The organism is Tolypothrix sp. PCC 7712 (genome assembly GCF_025860405.1).
Lineage (GTDB): Bacteria > Cyanobacteriota > Cyanobacteriia > Cyanobacteriales > Nostocaceae > Aulosira > Aulosira diplosiphon.
The window spans coordinates 195,776-217,612 of sequence record NZ_CP063785.1 but is presented as its reverse complement, the minus strand read 5'-3'; the positions used below and the strand labels follow the sequence as shown (position 1 = coordinate 217,612).

Sequence of the window (21,837 nt, the reverse complement as noted above, 5' to 3'; positions counted from 1 at the left end):
GGGGGAAAGGGGGAAGGGGGAAAGGGTGAAGGGTGAAGGGTGAAAGGGGAAAGGGGAAATAACCAATAATAAATACCAAATAACAAAACTATGTTTTATAAAAAATATCGTCGTTTATTAGTTTTTATACTTTCGGCTTTATTGGGCTTGTTATCTAGTTTGAGTATTCCTGCTTGGTCAAATTCTGGTAGTCAACAACTTAGGAACTCCCAAGAACTAGAAAAATTATCGACTACCCAATTACCAATTACCAATTACCAATTACCCATTACCCAATCCCCAGTCCCCAGTCCCCAGTCCCCCCAATCCCCAGCCCTAGACCTAGCTCGAGAAGGGCAACAGCGCTACAATGCGGGACAATTAGAAGCAGCAGCGAAGTTATGGCAAAGGGCGGCTGAGGCTTATCAAAAAGTGGGCGATCGCGAGGGGATGAGTAAGAGTCTGATCAATAAGTCTCAGGCTTTGCAAGATTTGGGGCTTTATCCCACCGCTTGTAAGACTGTATTGCAAGCTTTAGCAATTAAAAACCCAGATTGTCGTCCCAATCAAATCGACGAAGTTCAAAAAACCTTTGCTCAACAACAAGGTTCTTTGTCTCTTACTCAAGGAATTGGTTTACATAGCCTGGGTGATATTCTCCGCAAGCAGGGATTCTTACAACAGTCACAAGAAATTTTGCAGTTGAGTCTATCCGCAATGGGAGAATCACCTGCTAAAAGTGGGGTGCTGCTGAGTTTAGGAAATACTCAACGCCTATTAGGAAACCAAAGCCGCGATCGCTGGGATTATGATGCAGTTACGGAAATTATCGATCGCAAATCTCTGGCGGATGCACTAGCACCTTATCAGCAAGCTTTTAACTACTATAGCCAAGGAGCAAAATTAGCATCAGCCCCAGCAATTCCTAAAATTCAAGCTCAACTAAATCACCTTCAATTATTACTAGATATTCAAAAATGGTGGGGCGAACAGACGCAACGCCGTATCGGTTCTTGGACGAGATTTAATGAAGCTGATTTAATTCAACGGGCGCAAGATTTTCTCTCGCAGTTGCGGTTACCGTTAAACCAAGATGCACAAGCTTTGCAAGGTGAAATTGCATCGCAATTGGGTAATCTTCCTCCCAGTCGCGCTGCAATTTATGCCCAAATCAACTTTGCCGAATCTTTGATGCAAAGCGAACAATTAGACAAAGTTGAACCAGTATTAAATGCTGCACTGCAACAAGCGCGTAATCTCCAGGATCGGCAAGCTGAAAGTTACGCTTTGGGCTACTTGGGTAAACTGTATCAAAAGCAAGGAAAATTCAGCCAGGCTACAACACTTACCCAACAAGCGCTGATGTTAGCCCAAGAACAAAATATTAACGGTGATGCGCGGGAAGTTACTTATCTTTGGCAATCTCAGTTAGGGAGATTATTACGCAGCCAAGGAGATCCCAAAGGTGCGATCGCAGCTTACACCGCCGCTTTTAGTACTTTGCAATCTCTGCGTAGCGATTTAAATGCTAATAACCAAGATGTACAGTTTGACTTTATCCAAGAAGTCAAACCTGTTTATGTGGAATTAGTAGATTTGCTTTTGCAATCTAATCTCAGCGCTGAAGAATTAAATTCTCTCATCGTCTCTAATGCAGGACTTAAAGAGCAAAAATCAACCACTAAACAACCCCAAGAACGTTTAGAATTAGCCCGCAGAGTCATAGAATCTTTGCAACTAGCAGAACTCGATAACTTCTTTCAAGACCCCTGCTCTGAAACTACAAATGTCGCGGTACAAATTGATAATATTGACCCCCACGCAGCTGTTATCTATCCCATAGTTTTGCCTGACCGCTTAGAAGTAATCGCTTCGATACCGGGTAAATCTTTGCAGGAAGTCAAAATTCCCATCAGCGAACAAAAAGTTAATGAAACTCTCGATAAGCTTTACGATAATTTAGATAACGCGAGTATCAATACTTCGGCGCGAAATATTGTCTTTACTTCTAACCCCGACCCCAAGGAATTCCAAGATAATCTGCAAACATTATTACCAATATTTGGCGAAGTTTATAACTGGCTGATTAAACCTTTTGAGGCAGAATTAGATAGAAACCAAATTCAAACTTTAGTATTTGTCTTAAATGGCAGATTGCAGCGAGTACCAATAGCTGCTCTTTACAACGGACAGAATTATTTAATTGAGAAATATAGTGTAGCCTTGGTTCCTAGTTTGCAATTAATTAATCCGAAACAATTGCAAAGGAGACCGCTAAAAGTATTAGCCGCAGGAGTGAGCGAGCAACTGAAAGTCCAAGGAGAATATTTTGCAGCATTGGTGAACGTCCCCAAGGAATTAGACCAAATTAAACAAACCTTTCCTAGTTCTAAAAAACTGCTAAATCAAGAATTCACCGCCAAAACTATTCAAAAGCAATTGCAATCAAATTTCCCTGTAGTTCACCTCGCAACTCATGGTTTGTTTAGTTCTAATCCCCAACGGAATTTTATTATTACAGGGGATGCGAAAAGTATCAGTATTAATGAGTTGAGTACTTTGTTGAGGGGACAAGATAGAGCTATAGAATTACTTGTGCTGAGTGCTTGTGAAACTGCGACTGGCGATGAGCGAGCAGTTTTAGGTTTAGCTGGAATGGCGGTGCGTTCTGGAGCCCGTAGTACACTAGCAACTCTTTGGCCTGTAGGCGATGCTTCCACCACCAAACTCATGGGTCAATTTTACCAAGACCTTAAACAACCAGGAGTCAAACAAGCAGACGCACTCAGAAACGCCCAGCGATCGCTGTTAGAATCTTTGAAGCAAAATCCACCGTTCCCTCAGTTAAAGAATTTACCACCGCATCCTTATTATTGGGCACCTTATGTTTTGGTGGGGAATTGGCAATAGGGATTGGGGATTGGGGACTGGGGGAATGGGGAAGGGGGAAGGGGTAATGGGGGATGAAGGAGATGAGGAAGCAGGGGAAGCAGGGGAGAAATTTCCATTACCAATTACCAATAACAAATGACAAATGACAAATGACCAATAACAAATGACAAATGACAAATGACCAATAACAAATGACAAATAACAAATGACAAATAACAAATGACAAATAACAAATGACAAATGACAAATGACCAATAACAAATGACAAATAACAAATGACAAATGACCAATAACAAATGACAAATGACAAATGACAAATAACAAATAACAAATGACAAATGACAAAAAATTGCCTTTATATGGCAAAAGAATACTGGTGACAGCGCCGAGAAGTTATGCTTTTAGGTTGTCGGAGGTAATCATCAAAAAAGGTGGATTACCTTTTTTGATGCCAACTATCGAAACTACTTCACTCACAGATTATGTTGAGTTAGATGCTGTTTTGAGGCGGATAGATGAATTTGATTGGATTGCATTTACCAGTAGAAATGGAATTAATGCATTTTTTCAACGCTTGAATGTTTTGAATATTTCTCTATCAGCGTTGCAAAATTGCAAACTTTGTGCGATTGGTAAAGATGCAGAATTATTATTATCTCTTTGTCGCAGAGTTGATGTAATTCCGGCAGAATCTAGCCCAGTAGGAATTGTTAATGAATTAGCGAAAATTGCTGATATTCACCAGAAAAAAATTCTAGCACCAGTTCCAGAAGTAGTGGGAATGCCAGAACCGGATGTTGTGCCTAATTTTATTGCAGGGTTGCAAAAGTTAGGTATGCAAGTAACTCGTGTACCTAGTTATCAAACTGCTGGTTTAGATAAAAATATTTATGCTGTGGAATTAGACTTACTGCGTCAAGGAATGATCGATGTAATTGCTTTTAGCAGTACGGTAGAAATAGAAAGCTTTTTAACAATGGTCAACTCAAAATTTGATTATCAGCATTCTGTAATTGCTTGTTTTGGCCCTTATACTGCTGCTAATGCGAAAAAATTAGGTTTAGAAGTTGCCATATTGTCACAAGACTATAGCTCATTTGCAGGTTTCGCAGATGCGATCGCACAATTTTTCACCAACCCCAATCCCCTCGCGGATGCGTTACGCTACCGCTAACGCATCCTACCGTGAATTTCCCCATTACTCATTACCCATTACTCATTACTCATTACCCCTTCCCCATTACCCCTTCCCCCTTCCCCTTAATCATTCCCATCGAGAAATCTAATAATTTGCACAGATGAACTTTTGAGGAAAAGTGGATGAGCTTGTTGTAGTAAGTCCTGAAGCAGTAAACCAAATACCTCAAACTATGACATCTACGGTGCAAATTGGCTCAGAACTTTGCCAGACAGTTATTTACGAGAAAATTAATGATGCTAGTAATGATGCACAGCAATTAATCAAGGTTCAGCAGTATGAGCAAGCGCTGAATATATACAATCAAATACTCAGTCAGATTCCACTTCTCTCCAGCCACGAACAACGGGAGTATGTAATTGTCAGTCTGATTGCAGATGAACAGACTATTTTTCAACCCTTAACTCAACTCCCACGTGCAGAACAAGATAAGTGGGTTGAGTGGCTGGGGAAAGTACAGGAATATTTGCTGAGTTTAGCTGAAACTGGTAGTTCCGCCATTTCTCAACAGTTATACCAATTGGCGGAAGCTTATTACATTCTAGGGAGAAACGAACAGGTGGCGATCGCTATGCAACAAGCCACCACAGCAGCGCTGCAAATCTCCGATCCTGGCTTTCGCGCTACTGAATTTATTCAAATAGCCAGATTTTGCCTGCAATTCCAACAACAAGCCCAAGCTCAACAAGCATTATCTCAAGCTTTGGCGACTGTGGAACAAATGCCGAGTGATAATCCCTACGCTCAAGGGGATCATTTATACTCGATTGCTACACTATATATTCAATTGGGTGAAGCCAGACGCGCTTTGTCATTAGCTGACAAAATTATTAATGAATTTTATCCTAATTACATTCGCCAAGAAGTTGTACGGGATGCTATTAAACGAAGAGATTTACATTTAGCTCAAGCTGTTACAGCAAAAATTCAAGAAGCTGAAAGCCAAGCACTCGCCTTAGTAGATATGGCAGTTTATTGGGCAACTAACAATCAACCTCGATTGGGTAATCGTCTGTTTGCCCAAGCTTTAAAACGAGTAGCTAAAGAAGAATATGCCCAAAATATCCAATCAAGACTAATTCAAATTTACAGGACATCAGGGCAATTAACTATTAGCTTGAATGCGGCTCAAAGACTGACTCAGGATGAATCGAAGGCGCTGGCTTTGGGTGCAGTTGCTGTGGCTTATGCAAAAGCTAAACAACCGCAGCAGGTACAAAAAATTCTTGCCCAACTCACCGATTTGATTCAATCGGCAGCCGCTGTTAATAATGTTGGTTACGTCAACAATATATTGCAATTTGCTGTAGATGCAAGACAGTATAATTTGGCGATCGCAATTTTAAATGCGGTGAAGAATAACGCCAACTTTGACTCAAAGCCTTATTGGTATCGGCAAGTTGTCTCAGCACAATTAGCATTGCCAGATATAGATAAAGCACTACAATTAGCAAAGCAGATTCCTGGTAAGTTTTGGCCAGAACAACGCAATTCTAGTCTGCAAGAAATTGCCATCGCTTATGCTAATGCTCAACAATGGAATCGAGCTATTGATGTGCTGACAGAAATTGAAAATTCCGCTTTTACTCCCTATCAGGTATTAACAGGAGCAGAATTAGCAGCGACAGCAACGACACCGCAACAATTCACAAGCTTGATTCAAAAAGTAATTGCACAAACACAAGCCTTAAAACAGCTTGAACTAAAAGCCTGGGCGCTGGCTGCGATCGCTCAAGCTTATCTACGTGCAGGATATGCAGAACAAACACAATCTTTCTTAGAACAAGCGATTCAAACAGCGCAGCAGGTAGAAGATAATGAAATGCGGGGTCGTTTGTTCGACCAAATGGTCAATTATCTAATTCAACAAAGACAATACACTGCTGCTTTAACGATAGCGCAAGCTCATCCTGTTTCTTATGGGCAAGGGTTAGCTTACCATAATATTTTCCAGCAGGCGCTTCCATCCTACGCTTTTGATGTGGCGTTGCAAGTAGTGGAATTAGAAACAGTACCCGAGATCCAAGCCACAAAATTATTAGCGATCGCGAAAATTTATATGCAACTGGGGCGCAATGAAGATGCAATTACATTACTCGATCGCGCTTTTGCAGTAGCTCAAAAAATTGCCGATCCAGAAAGTCGCGTTATCCAAATTAACGAATATATAGAGGTAAATGATGAAAGCGATCGCCGTAGTCAATACACCCGCTTGGTAAGGCAATATGTTGCTTTAGAACAACTCGATAAAGCTCAACAAGTAGTAGCAAAAGTTCAGGAAGCATCTTTGCGAGATTACTTGCAAGCTTGGATTGATTGTTAAGTGCTGAGTGCTGAGTAACAATCCCATTGAGTAAATATTAAGTAGGGGAGCCACTGCGTTCACCTGTGTCAACTTAACGTGAAACCCGCTCTTGTGCAAGGTTTCGCCCTCACCCCCAGCCCCTCTCCCACAGGGAGAAGGGAGCCAGAGATTTAGTTCCCCTTCTCCTGCGGGAGAAGGGGTTAGGGGATGAGGGCGCGAGGTATTTGTACAACGCCCACCCTATATAGCTTTTAGCTTAAGTTGACACCAATGCACTGCGTTGCGCGGGTTCCCCGCGTTGTAGCAAGTGGCATTGTGTTACGGCTGTGCAAGGATTTCGGGCTTAGAGACAATGAAATTTAGCCGTAACGCACCATCTTTGTCGATGCCGTACTCTCTGCTAACGCATCCTACAATTTAAGGTTTACTGAATTTTTTTCAATAATCAAATCTGATTCCTATATCAGGATTAATTTTGAATTTGGAGCAAAGCAATATGACATCTAATATTCAAATTTCCCCAGAAGTTTACCAAAGAGTTCTTACTGAGAAAATTAATGAAGCTATCCTGCAAGCCAGTTATTTAGTGCGTACCCAGATTTATGACCAAGCACTGAAAAAATATCATCAAATTCTTAATCATATTACACTCCTCAGCAACAGCGAACAACGCTCATATTGGCTTTCTTATCTCTTGGGTTATGCAGATATTGTTTATATACTTCAACCTTTAGGTAAATTAACGCCCCAAGAGCAGGATAAGTGGATTGAGTGGCTAGAAAAAGTTCAGCAATCTGTACTGAATTTTCATGAAGATCCTAGAGTAATTGTTCAAGATTTAAAGCAACTGGCAAAAGTTTATCAAAATTTGGGACGCAGTGAGCTAGTAGCGATCGCCATGCAAAAAGCCACTACAGCAGCGCTACAAATTCCCGATCCCACAACTCGCACCGAACAATTAATTCAATTAGTATCAATTTGGCTAGCATCCCAACAAAAAGCCGAAGCCCAAGAATTACTCACTCAAGCTTTAACCTCTGTGGAACAAATTTCGGCTGAAGAACCCTTTAGCCGCAGTAATTCCCTGAGTTCAATTGCCATGCTATATCTTCAAATGGGTGAACCAAAACGCGCCATAGCATTAGCCGAAAAAGTTGCCAAGGACTATTCTCCTGAGTCAATTATTATAGAAGTGGTACGCGATGCAATTAAACGAAAAGATTTGCATTTAGCCCAGGCTGTCATCCCTAAAATTCAAACATTAGAATTTCAAGCTTTTTGCTTAGGAGAAATAGCAGTTTATTGGGCAACTCATAATCAACCCCGGCTGGGTAATCGCCTGTTTGCTAAAGCACTGAAGCAGGTAGCCAAACAAGAGGCTGCTGAAAGCCATCAAGCAACCCTGATTCAAATTTACAACACATCAGGTCAGCTAACCATTCTGCTGAATGCAATTCAACGACTAACTCATGATGGGCTAAAGGCTTCAGTATTAGCTGCACTTGCTATTGTTTACGCCAAAGCCAAACAACCCCAGCAGTTAAAACAGGTTTTAGCACAAATTCAGCGTTTAAATGATGGGGAAGGCATACTATTAAATGCTGCTATCAATGCACAAGAATATAATTTAGCGATCGCGCTATTCAAGAAGCTGAAGAACCCCAGCAACTTTGTCTATCAATCTGGTTTGTATCAACAACTAATTCAAGGACTTCTGCGATCGCAAAATCTCGCTCAAGCGCTGGAAGTAGCTAAACAAGCCAATCGTGATTTGTGGACAGAAGAACGCAATCTGATGTTGAAAGAAATTGCGCTCGCCTATGCCGATAATCAACAATGGAGTCAAGCAATTGCAGTAGCTAAACAAGTTAAAAATACCCTAATCAAACCATATCAGATATTAACCCAAGCAGAACTCGCAGCGAAAGCACCGACAATCCCAGAATTCACCAGCTTAATTCAACCTGCAATTGCACAAGCACAAACCCTCACAGTGATTGAGCATCAAGCCTTATCACTAGCTGCGATCGCACAAGCTTATTTGCGTATAGGAGAAACAGAACAGACACAATCTTTCTTGCAACAAGCAATCAAAATTCTCCAGCAAGTACAAGATGATGAAAATCGCTCTCGTCTATTTGCTCAAACTGTAGAGTATTTGATGAGCCAAAAACAATATCTAGCTGCTTTCAAAATCGCTCAAGCTCATTCAACTTCTCAGCTATTAGAATATGTCTACAATACGATCTACTATGAAATCAATGTTAACAACAACATTGAGATTGCATTGCCAGTGGTGGAAGCAGAATCGCTACCAGATAGACAAGCTACAACACTACTAGAACTAGCCAGAATTTATGCTTTACAGCAACGTCGTCAAGATGCTCTTGCATACCTCAATCGCGCCTTTGTAGTAGCGCAACAAATCGCTGATCCAGAAAGCCGCACAATTAATCGTTACGAGAATTCACCAGAACCTGATTATAACGATCGCCGTAGCCAATACACGCGCTTAGTGAAGCAGTATGTTGCCTTAGAACTACCAGATCAAGCTCAACAAGTAGTCGCAAAAGTTCAGGACAAATCTCTGCGCGATTACCTGCAAGCTTGGATTGATTAGACTTGCTCCGGAAGTGGGTGAAGGGGGAAGGGGGAAGGGGGAAAGGTTTGGTAAGTAGTTAAACAAAATTAATTACACAATGTCATTGCGAATGGAGCGGAGCGGAATGAAGCAATCGCAAGGGTTGAGATTGCTTCTCTTCGAGACGCTACGCGTTAAGCGAAGCTATGCCGAAAGCTTTACGCTGCGCTCGCAATGACTGTAATTAATTTTGCGTGGTTACTTATTTTCTCTTTCCCCTTTTACCTTTCTCCTTTCCCCACCCTTGGCAATTGATATGGAGAAGGGGGAAGGGTGAAATGGAGAAAGGTTTGGTATCTTTAACCTTTCCCCTTTCCCCACCCTTTGCAATTGATATGTATAAGGGCGATCGCATCCTTGCTCAAAATGCGATCGCTCTCATTAATTAACTAGTAGCAACTGGCTTTTTGCGGCTGGGACGCTTGCGGTCTGATTTTTTCTTCAATCCCACTGCTTGTGCTTGATCGCTATCCGAGCCATATTGTCCACGTATAACTTCTTTCATTGCTAAGATGGCATTGTGAAATTCCCATTCCGCCAATCTTGCAGCATCAGCCGCAGCCCGATAGATAGTTAAATTCTCGGTTTCTGTTTGTTGCTGCGCCAGCATAGCTTTATAAGCTTTCTGGATATTTGCAGTAGTTGCATCAGTACGAGTTGTATCGTAGGTGCTAACTGTTTGCAATCCGTGCCAAGAGGTAACATCTTGACTAATTTGTTGAGGACGTAACCGATTTGTAGTGTCTGGAAGAGGCATAGATACATACCTGATGAACTATATATTTAATCTGCCCATTTCTCTAAAAAACTTAACAATAAGATAAAATTTGTTCATAAAATCAGCGAAGAAACAGCGAGATCATGATTGCAAGTTCATGTAATGGCATTACTGACCGACGTAATCACATTACTGACCAACGTAATCGCATTCCCGACCGACGTAATCACATTACTAAGCGACGTAATCGCATTACCGACCGACGTAATCACATTACTGAGCGACGTAATCGCATTACTGACCGATGTATTAATTATCGCTGTCAAAGTTTGGGGGATCTAATTGTGTAATGCATGAAGTGATGCGATCGCTCATAATGACATTGTGCAACAGGCGGTATAAAGTGCGATCGCTCATTTTTTAGACTGCATTAGCTTTGGTGTAATACCGTTTCGCGTTAATTATGACATTAAGCTAAAAGCTATATAGGGCAGGCGTTATACAAATACCTCGCGCCCTCATCCCCTAACCCCTTCTCCCCCAGGAGAAGGGGAATTAAATCTCTTGCTCCCCTCTCCCACCGGGAGAGGGGTTGGGGGTGAGGGCAAAAACCTTGCAACAAGGCGGGTTTCGCGTTAAGTTGACACCAACTGCCATTGCCATGCCCTTACGCTGCTTTCGGACAGACTAAAATTTGACCTTATACTAATTATTCATACAGCCTAAGCAACAATTTTAGCCCTTGCTCGGTCAACTTCCTGCATGAACGCTGATTTTCAACAATACCTACAATCTGTCTGCCACACTTACCAATGTTGGTGGGAAAAGTACACCATTACAGATGTAGAAGGGCGTAGACAAAACTCACCGTTTGAGGGCTTGATGGTAGCAACAGTGTCGCCAAAGCAAGACAAACGAGATGACACCCAGGAGAAAACAGAACGCTTACCAGTGCAGGAAGGGTTACGTAAATATGCAGAGAATCATGTATTACTTGTAGGTAAACCAGGTTCAGGCAAATCAACGGCGTTAGCGCGGCTATTGTTGGAAGAAGCAGAGAAAGCAAAATATTTAGGCGATTCGGGGTGCATACCCGTGCTGTTGGAGTTGCGACAATACACAACTTCAGTGATGGATTTGATCCAAAATTTTTTGCACCGACATGGATTATATCTAGATGTAGAAATCAAAACCTTGTTGCGTAACCGGCAATTTTTGCTGCTTGTGGATGGGGTAAACGAGTTACCCAATAAAGAAGCAAGGCGAGATTTAAAAACTTTTCGGGAAAATCACCCCAAAACCCCCATGATTTTTACTACGCGAGATTTGGGCGTAGGTGGCGATTTGGGAATTGAGCAAAAGCTGGAAATGCAACCCCTAACCGAAGAACAGATGCAGCAGTTTATCCGCGCCTATTTGCCGGAAACAGGTGAGGAAATGCTACAGCGTTTAGGTGAAAGATTGCGTTCCTTTGGGGAAACGCCCTTGCTGCTGTGGATGCTGTGTGAGTTATTTCAACAAACAAACAATATACCGCCGAATTTAGGTTTGGTGTTTCGACAGTTTACGCAATTTTATGTCGGCAAAATTAAAGATGATGTTGGATTAGTTGAGGAGTTGCGCGGCTGGTGGAAGCAGTCATTGGAAGCATTGGCTTTCACCATGATGCAAGGAGAAACGCCAACAGAATTGCGAGTCATCATTGATAGGCTTGAGGCGGAAGAAATTTTGACAAAGTTTCTGGAAGGGAAAGTTGATTATCCGCCTACTCGCGCCAAAGAATTGCTGAAAGATTTACTCAAGCATCATTTAATTCAAATTAGTAGCAATGAAAAAATAGAGTTTCGCCACCAGCTGCTTCAGGAATACTACGCTGCGGAATGCCTACTTCAGAAGCTTCCCCATATTAGTAATGAAAAGTTGAAGCGGGATTATCTAAATTATTTAAAGTGGACAGAACCTTTAGCGCTAATGTTGGCTTTAGTGGAGAAAGAAGCGCAAGCAGTAGGCGTGGTGAAGTTAGCTCTAGAGGTGGATTTAGAGTTAGGAGCAAGGTTAGCAGGAGAGGTAAAGCCAGAGTTTCAGAAGAAAACTGTTGATTTAATTCTAGAGTTAGAAGTTTCTGAAGCGATCAAAATGGAGTTTTTAGGCAGCACGCGCTCTGGGCACGGATTTGCATTTGTAACTAATGGACTACAAAATCAAGATGCTAATGTGCGTATAACTGCCGCATGGGCATTAGGAGAAATCAAAGATAGTCAAGCGGTAGCACCATTGATTCAAGCTTTGCAAGATCGAGATTCTTGGGTGCGTAGTCGTGCGGCAGAAGCATTAGGAAAAATCAAAGATAGACAAGCGGTAGCACCATTGATTCAAGCTTTGCAAGATCGAGATTCTTGGGTGCGTAGTCGTGTGGCAGAAGCATTAGCAAAAATCAAAGATAGCCAGGTGGTAGCAGCATTGATTCAAGCTTTGCATGATCAAGACTCTGATGTGCGTAGTCGTGTGGCAGAAGCCCTGAGAGAAATCAAAAATAGCCAGGCGGTAGTAGCATTAATTCAAGCTTTGCACGATCAAGATTCTTGGGTGCGTAGCATTGCCGCACAAGCATTAAAAGAAATCAAAGATAGCCAGGCGGTAGCACCATTGATTCAGGCTTTGAATCATCAAGATTCTTGGGTGCGTAGCATTGCCGCACAAGCATTAGGAGAAATCAAAGATAGCCAGGCGGTAGCACCATTGATCCAGGCTTTGAATCATCAAGATTCTTGGGTGCGTAGCATTGCCGCACAAGCATTAGGGAAAATCAAAGATAGCCAGGCAGTAGCACTGTTGATTCAAGCTTTGCAAGATCGAGATTCTTCTGTGCGTAGGATTGCTGCACAAGCATTAGGAGAAATCAAAGATAGCCAGGCGGTAGCACCATTAATTCAGGCTTTACACGATCGAGATTTTGATGTACGTAGCAGTGCCGCACAAGCATTAAAAGAAATCAAAGATAGCCAGGCGGTAGCACCATTGATTCAGGCTTGGAATGATCAAGATTCTTGGGTGCGTAGGATTGCTGCACAAGCATTAGGAGAAATCAAAGATAGCCAGGCGGTAGCACCATTGATTCAAGCTTTACACGATCAAGATTCTGATGTGCGTAGGATTGCTGCACAAGCATTAGGAGAAATCAAAGATAGCCAGGCGGTAGCACCATTGATTCAGGCTTTGCACGACCAAAATTCTGATGTGCGTAGGATTGCCGCACAAGCATTAGGAGAAATCAAAGATAGCCAGGCGGTAGCACCATTGATTCAAGCTTTGCACGACCAAAATTCTGATGTGCGTAGGATTGCCGCACAAGCATTAGGAGAAATCAAAGATAGCCAGGCGGTAGCACCATTGATTCAGGCTTTGCACGACCAAAATTCTTCTGTGCGTAGAATTGCCGCGCAAGCATTAGGAAAAATTAAAGATAGCCAGGCGGTAGCACCATTGATTCAGGCTTTGCACGATCAAGATTATCAGATGCGTAGCAGTGCCGCACAAGCATTAGGAGAAATCAAAGATAGCCAAGCGTTAACAGCATTGATTCAGGCTTTGCACGATCAAGATTTTTGGGTGAGTATTCCTGCCACACAAGCATTAGGAGAAAACTGTAGCTCTGAAATACTTCCTGAAATGTGGAAGTTACGATTAACTGGGGTAGACGATGCAAAGTATGTAATTTCAAAGATTCAAGAGCGTTACAAATTTTATAACCATGAAATTTTTCATTCCCCCTCAATCGAAACCGCAACTCAAACAGAATCAAAGCCGATGAAATACCAAGATTTTCAAATATTAGTTGATAAAAATAACCAAATTCGCGCCTCTTCAACAAAAGAAGGTGAGGCTTTGAGTGAATTCCGCTTAGACATGAACGAAATTGAACTAGCCTTAGAACTGATTGAGTTAAACAAAACAAATGATAAATTACTCAAAAGATTAGGCAACCAACTTTACCAAGCGCTGTTTCCCAACCAAATTAACGCTCGCTTCCATGCCACAATGGCAGGGGCACAAGCAAATCAAGAAAGCGTTCGTTTGCGCTTAATATTTCAATCTCCGCAATTAGCCGCACTCCCCTGGGAATTTCTTTATGACGCAGAAACCAATATCTTTTTAGGAAACAACATCCAAACAGTGCTTTCTCGCTACATTGATGTTCCCCTGCAAAAACGCGATATCATAACCGCTAAGTTACCCCTAAAAGTGCTACTCGTCATTTCATCTCCTACCGACTTAGCTCCATTAGACGCAACTGGCGAAGCAACGCTGATTAACTCAGCGCTGGAAACACACATCAAAGCAGGTCAAATAGAATTAGATATTATCAAAGAAGCTACCACCCGCAACATTAATCAAAAGCTGCGCGAAAAACCCTACAATATATTCCACTTCATCGGGCATGGTGTTTTTAAAGACAACAAAGGCTACATTGCCCTAGAAGATGACAATAAGCAAGCTAAATTGATGGATGAAGAGAGTTTCTCCAACTTCTTCTTAGGCTACCGTAGCTTGGGGTTAGCTGTACTCAATTCCTGTAAAGGCGCAGAGGTGTCAGAACAGCAAATCTTTGCCGGAATCGCACCCAATCTTGTACAACGGGGAATACCTGCGGTAGTTGCGATGCAATATTCTATCTTTGACACCACCGCCAAGATTTTTGCTGATGAATTTTACCGCACCCTGGCTCTCGGCTATCCCGTAGACGCTGCTATCCAAACAACCCGCAACGCCATCTCTCAAGAAATCGGATTAAATCAACGCGACTTTGCTACACCAGTACTTTATATGCGTGCAAAAGATGGCATCATCTTGAATTTTCACGCATAATATTTCGTCGGTAACGCACGCTACTGGCGCGACAAGACTAAAATAGCGCATGAAAAAAACTCTTGTGGGATGGGCATCTTGCCCGTCCGGGGCGGGTGTTGGGCGTTGTACAAATAGCTCGCGCCCTCATCCCCTAACCCCTTCTCCCTCAGGGAGAAGGGGAATTGAATCTCTTGCTCCCCTCTCCTGGTGGGAGAGGGGCTGGGGGTGAGGGCGAAACCTTGCACAAGAGCGGGTTTCACGTTAAGTTGATACCTATGGCATCTTGCCCGTCCTGGGCGGACAAGATGTCCACCCCACAAGAAAAATTATTGTAATATTTTAGCCTTGCCACCCTACTACATATATTGTTTTCAGCCGATACATTAACAATGTAGGGCGATACATTAACAATGTCAGTCCATGCGCTCAATCGCTCATAATGACATTGTGTAACAGGCGGTATAAAGTGCGATCGCTATATATTATTTTGCAAAACTTTAAATGGCTGATTGTTACTTTCCCATAACCGAATCTCTACATAGAGATTTGTTTGACGAAAATATACTGCTTCATAAGCCAGACGCAAATTACGCTCAAGGCTGATTGGTTCAACATCAGCAGCTTTATTTGAGCCAATTGTTTTGCGTAAACTGAGTGACAATAGTTCTACCAGGTCATGTCCACAGCAAACTTGCCAAGGATCATAGCTCTTGTTCTTCTCTATACTTAGCCGTTGTTGTAGCTCTTCATCTTTCAACGAGAAAGCTTGTGATTTATTTTTCACTTCTCGAATTAGTTTAAGTTCATCAATTTGCAGCGTCTGCTCGTTAATGAATCTGCTAAATATAATACCGTCAAAAGCAAGGTTTAAACTATCACACTGAGATATCCAAAGTAAATAACCCAACGGTATCGCAGTTTCGAGTAATGTTAATCTGATGTCTCGTTTAAATTGACTGATTTTCTCTTCCGAACCAAACTCAGCAACTACTTTGTCCAATGCTGGTGACTGAATTAGCATAGTTTCCAGATCATGGGTATCGGTGCGAAGTAGATTAGAACTGCTGTGTGGCGAAGAACTAAGACGATCAAAGTCTGCATCCACAATTGCTAGAACTCCAAGAAAACTGGATTTCTCTAAAATTTCCAGCACAGCAATCACACGCAGTTTACTCGATGGCTTTCCCGAAACGGTGATTAGCTTACAAGCTAATGGATCAACAAAGCGCTCGTAAAAAGTTTTATCTGAACCACCTTCTACTAATAAAAAAGTTCCTGAATGAGTACTTCTGAGTAATCTAATTTTATTGGCATCACGGTCAACTGAAAGAAAATCTCTCACTTTTCTGGCCCTTTCAGTTCAACTGTCAAATCCCAGCGATCCTGAATGATATCTGGTGAATGAGTAGCCATCATAATATCTAAATCTGCCAGTTTTGTGATTTCTTGTAAATCCTTTAAAAATTGAATTTGCCAACCTACATGAAGAGATAATTCAGGCTCATCAATTAAGACCAAAGAATTAGGCTGCACTTTAAATAGTAGTTCATATAAAAGAACTAGTTCATGTTGCTCACCAGATGACAAATCTGTTGGTGAAAGCAATTTTGAATTAGATACATGAGAGTTATAACTTGTTGTGATAATAAATCCCTTGTCTTTACTAAAATTTATCTCTTTGTAAGAGTAAGCAAACTTATTATTAATAATTTTCCTTAATAACTCAATTTTGTTGGCTATTTCAGCAAAAACACTCAGCTTTTTTTCTACATCTCCAACATATACAGACAAAGCATTTTTAGTGCTTTCATCTATATCTTGAGGCTGGATTTGAAATTCTGTATCTTCATCTTTATCCAAAAGACCAACTTCGATCAGGCGAGAACGTGTTGCTTCAAGCTTGTTTAGTTGATGACGAAGTTGTTCATCTGTTAACTCGGCAGATGGCTGGTGCTTCACCACTCTCAAAGGAAAAGTTCTATCAAGAGATTGAGATATTATACCGTATTCTTTAAATTTATCTTGCATTAGTTTAGCAAGTTCATCAGAGTAGACAGACACAGTAGACAATATTGGTAGCGTTTCACGCTCTTCTTTGGAATAAGAATTAGTAACTAAGTTAAGCAACCGTTGTGATTCAATGAGACGAATATGAATGTTTTTCTTCAAATTATCCAGCCAATCAGGCTCTTCCTTTGATTTGAGTTTTGTAGGCAATAACTCATTATAAGCAGACCATATTTCTTCAGAATATTTTTGAGGATAGGCTTGTTCTCTTTGCGATATTGAACCAACAGAATAAATTATTTTAGAGAGTTTATAGTTATTAGGTTTTTGGGTTTTTACCTGATAAGATACTTGCTCATAATTAGGTTTGCACAGAGTAAACACAATATTATTATCATAATCTTCTCCATCATCGACATTTTTTATAATTTCAACACTACTACTATCATCAAATTCAACTTGAAATTTTATAAAAGGGATATCTATCAAGTCAGAGTACTGCGAGTTTAAAAAACTATTTAAAATTCTCAATATTGCTGTTTTACCAAAACCATTTGGCCCATGAATGATTGTAATTCTTTCATCCATGTTCAATGGAATCACATGGTCAAAAATTCCAAATAAGCCATTGACGGAAATTTGCTTAATTCTCATGGTTATTGAGTCCTATAGCCATTGGCTTTGTGAACTTAATTGTACCTTCTATTCTCTTTTACAGAATTAGAAGAGGCACAAATTTACATTTTTTGTATTTGTATTTGATTTGGATGTGCATAAGTTTATAAAGCTTGCACTAAAAGTATATGTATCAATAGAAACACTCATTTTGTCAAATTAAGAGAATTACGGCAAAAATGACAAATCAAGATACCAGCTTGAGCATCACAGAGTTTTTCCCTATTATTGCCTTAATTTTCCATGCTGTGATTGCGGTTTCCTGAATACAGAATCATGGTAATTTGTTTGCCACAATTAGCGTGACCCAGGCATTTTTGATGGTGGAGATAACCAGTGCAAATAGTTAAACGCAATGTTGAGTTAAGAGTTGATGACAGTTTAATGCGCGTTTATGTCGCATCTCCCAAACCCAGCGGAACCTATCCAGGGATTGTATTTTATAGTGATATTTATCAGTTAGGCGGTGCAATGATTCGTCTTGTCAACTACCTGGCTGGTTTTGGCTATGTAGTTGCAGCACCAGAAATTTTTCACCGCACTGAAGTCATTGGTCATGTGATTGAGCCAGATGATTTAGGGAGAATGCGGGGTAATGACAATGCACGCCGCACTGCGATCGCAGCTTATGATGCAGATACTCGTGCTGTGATTGATTTTCTGAAAGCTGACAGTGCTGTTGCTCCCACAAAAATCGGCACTCTCGGCTTTTGTATTGGCGGTCACTTAGCCTTTCGCGCCGCCTTTGAAAGTGAAATGAAAGCAGTAGCTTGTTGTTACCCTACAGGCATTCCTAGTGGTAAATTAGGTCAGGGAGTCGCTGATACAATCTCACGCGTAGCAGAAATCACAGGCGAAATGCTCATGATATTTGGCACCCTTGACCCTCATATTCCAGAAAATGACCGTCACACTTTAATCACAGCAATTACCAACGCTGGTATCCCGCATCAAGTTCTCTTATATGAAGCAGAACATACTTTCATGCGTGACGACGGTTATCGCTATGATTCCGCCGCCGCAACCTCCGCTTGGTCAGCAATCACCACTTTCTTTGAACGCATATTTGCAACTATAAATTAACCCCCTCTTTCCCCTTTCCCCCTTCCCCCTTCCCCATTCCCCCCACCCCTTGAAGACTGCTTGACTGCTAGGATTATTTGCAATTAAGGTAGTGTTTCAACAGCGATCGCTGTGATTAACCTTACATCTACCCAGTGAGTAATCAAGTAAAAACTACCAAAAAATCAGGGGCAAAACATTGAAACAAGAGCAAATCATCCTGGGAAGCATCACCGCTACAGTATCCGCAATTGGGCTGGGATATTTAGGCACACAATATTTGAATCAAAACACAATGTATACTGTTGCTGGTGCCATGATGGGACTGGGTGCAACAGTACAAATTCGGCAACTCAAGCCCAAATCTAAACCGCCAACACCAAGGTTACTATTATTACCGGCTGCTTCATCAATTCCTGTGCATGATGAACCACAGCCACAGCTCATGCAACCACTTTTTCAGCCCATAGAACAAAGTGTTGAGCAGCATAGTGAGATTATTGAACTTGAGCCGAGTACAGAAGTTATAGAAGTTAGATCGGAAGTCGATCCAGTAATAGAACGCTTTCTGAAACTGGGTTTGGAAGAATTTTAAGATTTGAGGGACTAGGGATTGGCGACTGGGGATTGGGGACAAATGCTGAACACCGAATACCAAACTTGCTTGTTCGTGTTGAGTAATTTAGAGTTGGCGATCGCACTCAACACCGAACAAGCCGAACTTTCAACAGAAAAATGTCGGCTTTGAGCTACATTTCACCACCAATCACTTCTAAAGGAATCTCCTCGGGATTGCCAATTAGATGCCAAAACAGCGTAATATCTCCTGCAGCATTGGCAATAAACTGTAATTTCTCCGTTGTCGCACCATTATTCATCTCAACTAAAAAATTTTTAGCTGCGAGAATTGTGCTTTCTTCTCTCAAGGTTTTCCACTCGGCTTTTTTAACCATCTTTACCCCAAAAGATTCAAAAAATTCAATTTAAATTTATTTTTATAATGCTCAAAATACTCTTGAGTTCGCATCAACCTTGAGTATCATGTCTACTGGCCGTAAGTCTTATTAAATACTTCTTTGTTTTACATATCACCTCTAAAAACATGCGACAACAACGCATCGCGCAGGTACGCGATCGCTTGATGTTTATAAAATTAGTATTAGAATTGACTGATATACAACTTACCAGAAAAGTGTCCAATAGCACAATAACTGCATACCCATCGTCAAATTGTTGGTTGAGCGTTTGCTCCTAGGTCTCTTAAGTAAGCTAAACCAAATCTAGTGTCATCATCTGAAACTGTATATTTTTTGTCGGGTGGGCATCTTGCCCGCCCAATATATGCAAATTAAATGTGGAACGGCTTATCACTAACATCAGTTGCGACACACACCTCAATTTCACCGCAAAAACCAGAAAAACTCTCACTATAAAAGTGAGAGTTTAAACGCACGCAATTGTTGTTTAGACTATGAGTTATCAGAGTAATGGGAATAAAGCAAAATACAGGTAACTTGCTTTAAATTTTTCTCACTTCAGCAAGATTAAATTCTGACATAGTGAGCCGGAACCCATTTGCGGCCATATCTTGTTTGTTCCCAATGTCCAGGAATTAACTTTTGGTGAACAACTGGACGTGGGCGAACAACAACATTATTGTGACGAACAGTTGGTCTCACAATAATTTGTGCCGCAGAAGCTTGCGAAGGTAAAGACGCAATTGCAAATGGTAAAGCTAGTAGTGAACCCAAAATAATACGTTTCATAATTGAATCTCCTGTCAATTGATTTGAATTTGATGTTCTACAGTTCTGCTAAATAATCTTGAATAATATTTTCAGGAAATTAACAGTATCAATCATTTAATTTCCTAAAAATATCTCAAAGCAACAACTTAGTTTTCAAAGTAATTTAGCTGTATTCAAATTTATTTAGTTTTCCTGTATGCTTTAATTCTAGAATATTAAATATCTGGTTTTTTAGGAAGAAAGTCATATTTATCCCATTATAAAAGTCATATTTAATGTCTAATTAAATAAAAAAAGGTGAGCAAATCAATGCCCACCAATAACACCTCACATATCAAATTAAAGTTTTAGAGTTCAATTGGATGAGCCTTGCCTCCTAGAACCGCGATGTTGTTGCAATTTGGCTTTTTGCTCTGGGGTAAGAATCGCTTGAAATTGTTGTCTTTGATTCCGTTGAATTTCGCGAATCTTTTGTTTTTGCTCTGCTGATAAATTGAGCGATCGCAGTACTCTGAATTGCTGACCCTGACTAGCAGATTTAAATTTTTCTTGCTGTTCAGGAGTTAAAACAGCCAGTATTTTGGCTTGGGTTTGCTCACCTATCTGTTTCGCTTGGGCTTTTTGTGCGTCAGTTAAATTTAGGTCAGCTATTCTCTCTAAGGGTGTAGATACGTTTGTTGCAGCCCCATCACTTGTATTTTCAGTAGAATTATTTGGAGCCACCGAGTTACTTGGTGATGATAATTGACAACCCGCAGTTAAAATCGCGATCGTCACTGCACCTAATAACAGCTTGAAATTAAATTTATACTCCATAAATATATCTCCTTTAGAAATGGAAATAAATTAAAGCAACGTAATTCTTATAAGACTATATTCGATTTCTGCCATAAACTTCTCTGCATACTTATACTAATTTTAAAACATCCTCTAACAGATTGTAGGGTGCCGCCTTCTAGAATATATTGATGTGTCGCCAACATTATTTGACTTGGTATTATTTACTAAATCCCCCTAGAGCAAACAACAGATACTCTATATTTCATGAGCCAGTATATAGGCTTGTCTCAAAAATCAAACCTGATGCTTATTTGTGCGTTTATAGACAGATAGATAGCTCCAAAAGACGCATAAATAATTTCAAATTATTTACCAAGAATATTTACACCTGTTGAAGCTCTGTGATTACTAACAGATTTAGACTCAAATAATAAATTCAATTACTTATTAACGCTTATTTATTTAAAAAATAATCATGACAATAGTAATGAATATAACCATGACTTTTTTCACAAAATTAAATTCTCAATTTTTATCAATCAAATTTATACTGATGCCGATTTCAAAAATAATGTGAAAAACACAGTCTATTTCAGGTCAATAAGTTACGCAGGTATGGGCATGGCAGTGCCTTGAGGAGCATCCCAATTTTGCAAATTCATCAAATTAAAACTAGTCATTGCGAATGGAGTGTAAAGCCTTCTCCTCTCTTGGAAGAAGGGTAGCAATCACAAAGTCTAGCTGCTGGGATTGCTCTCTTCATTACATTACGCTGTGCAATGACAAAATATGTTTTTACACATTTGGGATGCTCCCCTGCCCATACGTGTCAACTTAAGCTAAAAGCGATATAGGGCGGGCGTTGTACAAATACCTTGCGCCCTCATCCCCTAACCCCTTCTCCCCGAGGAGAAGGGGAACTAAATCTCTTGCGCCCTTCTCCCACAGGGAGAAGGGCTGGGGGTGAGGGCGAAACCTTGCACA

The 21,837-nt window shown here is 40.8% G+C and carries 15 protein-coding genes; 9 read left to right on the top strand and 6 right to left on the bottom strand.

Annotation, left to right across the window (positions count from 1 at the left end; all coding sequences use genetic code 11):
- Positions 1-90 precede the first annotated feature (90 nt).
- The 4 genes from HGR01_RS00915 (at position 91) to HGR01_RS00900 (ending at position 8,994) form a co-directional block, all read left to right on the top strand.
- Positions 91-2,889, top strand: a complete 2,799-nt coding sequence (locus tag HGR01_RS00915; protein WP_045869406.1) for a CHAT domain-containing protein — start codon at positions 91-93, stop codon at positions 2,887-2,889.
- 313 nt (positions 2,890-3,202) lie between these two features.
- Positions 3,203-4,045 carry a uroporphyrinogen-III synthase gene (locus HGR01_RS00910; protein ID WP_045869405.1) on the top strand — a complete coding sequence of 281 codons (843 nt, stop codon included), beginning with the start codon at positions 3,203-3,205 and terminating at the stop codon, positions 4,043-4,045.
- Between the two features lie 142 nt (positions 4,046-4,187).
- On the top strand, positions 4,188-6,392 hold the full coding sequence (locus tag HGR01_RS00905; protein WP_045869404.1) for a hypothetical protein: 2,205 nt from the start codon (positions 4,188-4,190) through the stop codon (positions 6,390-6,392).
- Positions 6,393-6,870: 478 nt separating this feature from the next.
- A complete protein-coding gene (locus HGR01_RS00900) occupies positions 6,871-8,994 on the top strand; it encodes a tetratricopeptide repeat protein (RefSeq protein WP_045868999.1) in 2,124 nt (707 codons plus the stop codon).
- Between the two features lie 406 nt (positions 8,995-9,400).
- Here the strand turns inward: HGR01_RS00900 and HGR01_RS00895 are convergent, their stop codons facing one another.
- Entirely contained in the window at positions 9,401-9,772 is a 372-nt protein-coding gene (locus HGR01_RS00895) for a hypothetical protein (RefSeq protein WP_045868998.1), read from the bottom strand.
- Positions 9,773-9,876: 104 nt separating this feature from the next.
- Here HGR01_RS00895 and HGR01_RS00890 point away from each other — a divergent pair, with 104 nt between their 5' ends.
- On the top strand, positions 9,877-10,083 hold the full coding sequence (locus tag HGR01_RS00890) for a hypothetical protein (RefSeq protein WP_155539073.1): 207 nt from the start codon (positions 9,877-9,879) through the stop codon (positions 10,081-10,083).
- Positions 10,084-10,495: 412 nt separating this feature from the next.
- Positions 10,496-14,599 (top strand): HEAT repeat domain-containing protein, encoded by a 4,104-nt coding sequence (locus HGR01_RS00885; RefSeq protein ID WP_052335115.1) that lies wholly within the window; start codon positions 10,496-10,498, stop codon positions 14,597-14,599.
- Positions 14,600-15,056: 457 nt separating this feature from the next.
- Here HGR01_RS00885 and HGR01_RS00880 read toward each other — a convergent pair whose 3' ends face one another.
- The gene (locus tag HGR01_RS00880; protein WP_045868995.1) at positions 15,057-15,923 is read right to left on the bottom strand and encodes a DUF4435 domain-containing protein; all 867 of its coding nucleotides are present in this window, start codon (positions 15,921-15,923) and stop codon (positions 15,057-15,059) included.
- On the bottom strand, positions 15,920-17,242 hold the full coding sequence (locus HGR01_RS00875) for an AAA family ATPase (protein WP_045868994.1): 1,323 nt from the start codon (positions 17,240-17,242) through the stop codon (positions 15,920-15,922). Before HGR01_RS00875 ends, HGR01_RS00880 begins: the two co-directional genes overlap by 4 nt.
- Before the next feature lie 357 nt (positions 17,243-17,599).
- Between HGR01_RS00875 and HGR01_RS00870 the strand changes: the two genes are divergently transcribed.
- The 3 genes from HGR01_RS00870 to HGR01_RS00860 all read left to right on the top strand — a co-directional run bounded on the left by HGR01_RS00870 (position 17,600) and on the right by HGR01_RS00860 (position 19,073).
- Complete coding sequence (locus tag HGR01_RS00870) at positions 17,600-18,346, top strand: dienelactone hydrolase family protein (protein ID WP_045868993.1); 747 nt, start codon at positions 17,600-17,602, stop codon at positions 18,344-18,346.
- 178 nt (positions 18,347-18,524) lie between these two features.
- Entirely contained in the window at positions 18,525-18,920 is a 396-nt protein-coding gene (locus tag HGR01_RS00865; protein WP_045868992.1) for a hypothetical protein, read from the top strand.
- An 18-nt stretch (positions 18,921-18,938) separates the two neighbouring features.
- A complete protein-coding gene (locus tag HGR01_RS00860; RefSeq protein WP_255325169.1) occupies positions 18,939-19,073 on the top strand; it encodes a hypothetical protein in 135 nt (44 codons plus the stop codon).
- 1 nt (position 19,074) lies between these two features.
- Here the strand turns inward: HGR01_RS00860 and HGR01_RS00855 are convergent, their stop codons facing one another.
- The 3 genes from HGR01_RS00855 to HGR01_RS00845 all read right to left on the bottom strand — a co-directional run bounded on the left by HGR01_RS00855 (position 19,075) and on the right by HGR01_RS00845 (position 20,889).
- Positions 19,075-19,278: a hypothetical protein gene (locus HGR01_RS00855; RefSeq protein ID WP_045868991.1), complete on the bottom strand. Its 204-nt coding sequence runs from the start codon at positions 19,276-19,278 to the stop codon at positions 19,075-19,077.
- A 591-nt stretch (positions 19,279-19,869) separates the two neighbouring features.
- Complete coding sequence (locus HGR01_RS00850; protein ID WP_045868990.1) at positions 19,870-20,091, bottom strand: hypothetical protein; 222 nt, start codon at positions 20,089-20,091, stop codon at positions 19,870-19,872.
- A 336-nt stretch (positions 20,092-20,427) separates the two neighbouring features.
- Entirely contained in the window at positions 20,428-20,889 is a 462-nt protein-coding gene (locus HGR01_RS00845) for a Spy/CpxP family protein refolding chaperone (protein ID WP_052335114.1), read from the bottom strand.
- Positions 20,890-21,837 lie beyond the last annotated feature (948 nt).

What these genes read in the sequence shown, in the direction of transcription:
- HGR01_RS00915 (WP_045869406.1), top strand. Translation starts at nt 91, where the DNA reads ATGTTTTATAAAAAATATCGTCGTTTATTAGTTTTTATACTTTCGGCT.
- HGR01_RS00910 (WP_045869405.1), top strand. Translation starts at nt 3,203, where the DNA reads ATGACAAATGACAAAAAATTGCCTTTATATGGCAAAAGAATACTGGTG.
- HGR01_RS00900 (WP_045868999.1), top strand. Translation starts at nt 6,871, where the DNA reads ATGACATCTAATATTCAAATTTCCCCAGAAGTTTACCAAAGAGTTCTT.
- HGR01_RS00895 (WP_045868998.1), bottom strand. Translation starts at nt 9,772, where the DNA reads ATGCCTCTTCCAGACACTACAAATCGGTTACGTCCTCAACAAATTAGT.
- HGR01_RS00890 (WP_155539073.1), top strand. Translation starts at nt 9,877, where the DNA reads ATGATTGCAAGTTCATGTAATGGCATTACTGACCGACGTAATCACATT.
- HGR01_RS00885 (WP_052335115.1), top strand. Translation starts at nt 10,496, where the DNA reads ATGAACGCTGATTTTCAACAATACCTACAATCTGTCTGCCACACTTAC.
- HGR01_RS00875 (WP_045868994.1), bottom strand. Translation starts at nt 17,242, where the DNA reads ATGAGAATTAAGCAAATTTCCGTCAATGGCTTATTTGGAATTTTTGAC.
- HGR01_RS00855 (WP_045868991.1), bottom strand. Translation starts at nt 19,278, where the DNA reads ATGGTTAAAAAAGCCGAGTGGAAAACCTTGAGAGAAGAAAGCACAATT.
- HGR01_RS00850 (WP_045868990.1), bottom strand. Translation starts at nt 20,091, where the DNA reads ATGAAACGTATTATTTTGGGTTCACTACTAGCTTTACCATTTGCAATT.
- HGR01_RS00845 (WP_052335114.1), bottom strand. Translation starts at nt 20,889, where the DNA reads ATGGAGTATAAATTTAATTTCAAGCTGTTATTAGGTGCAGTGACGATC.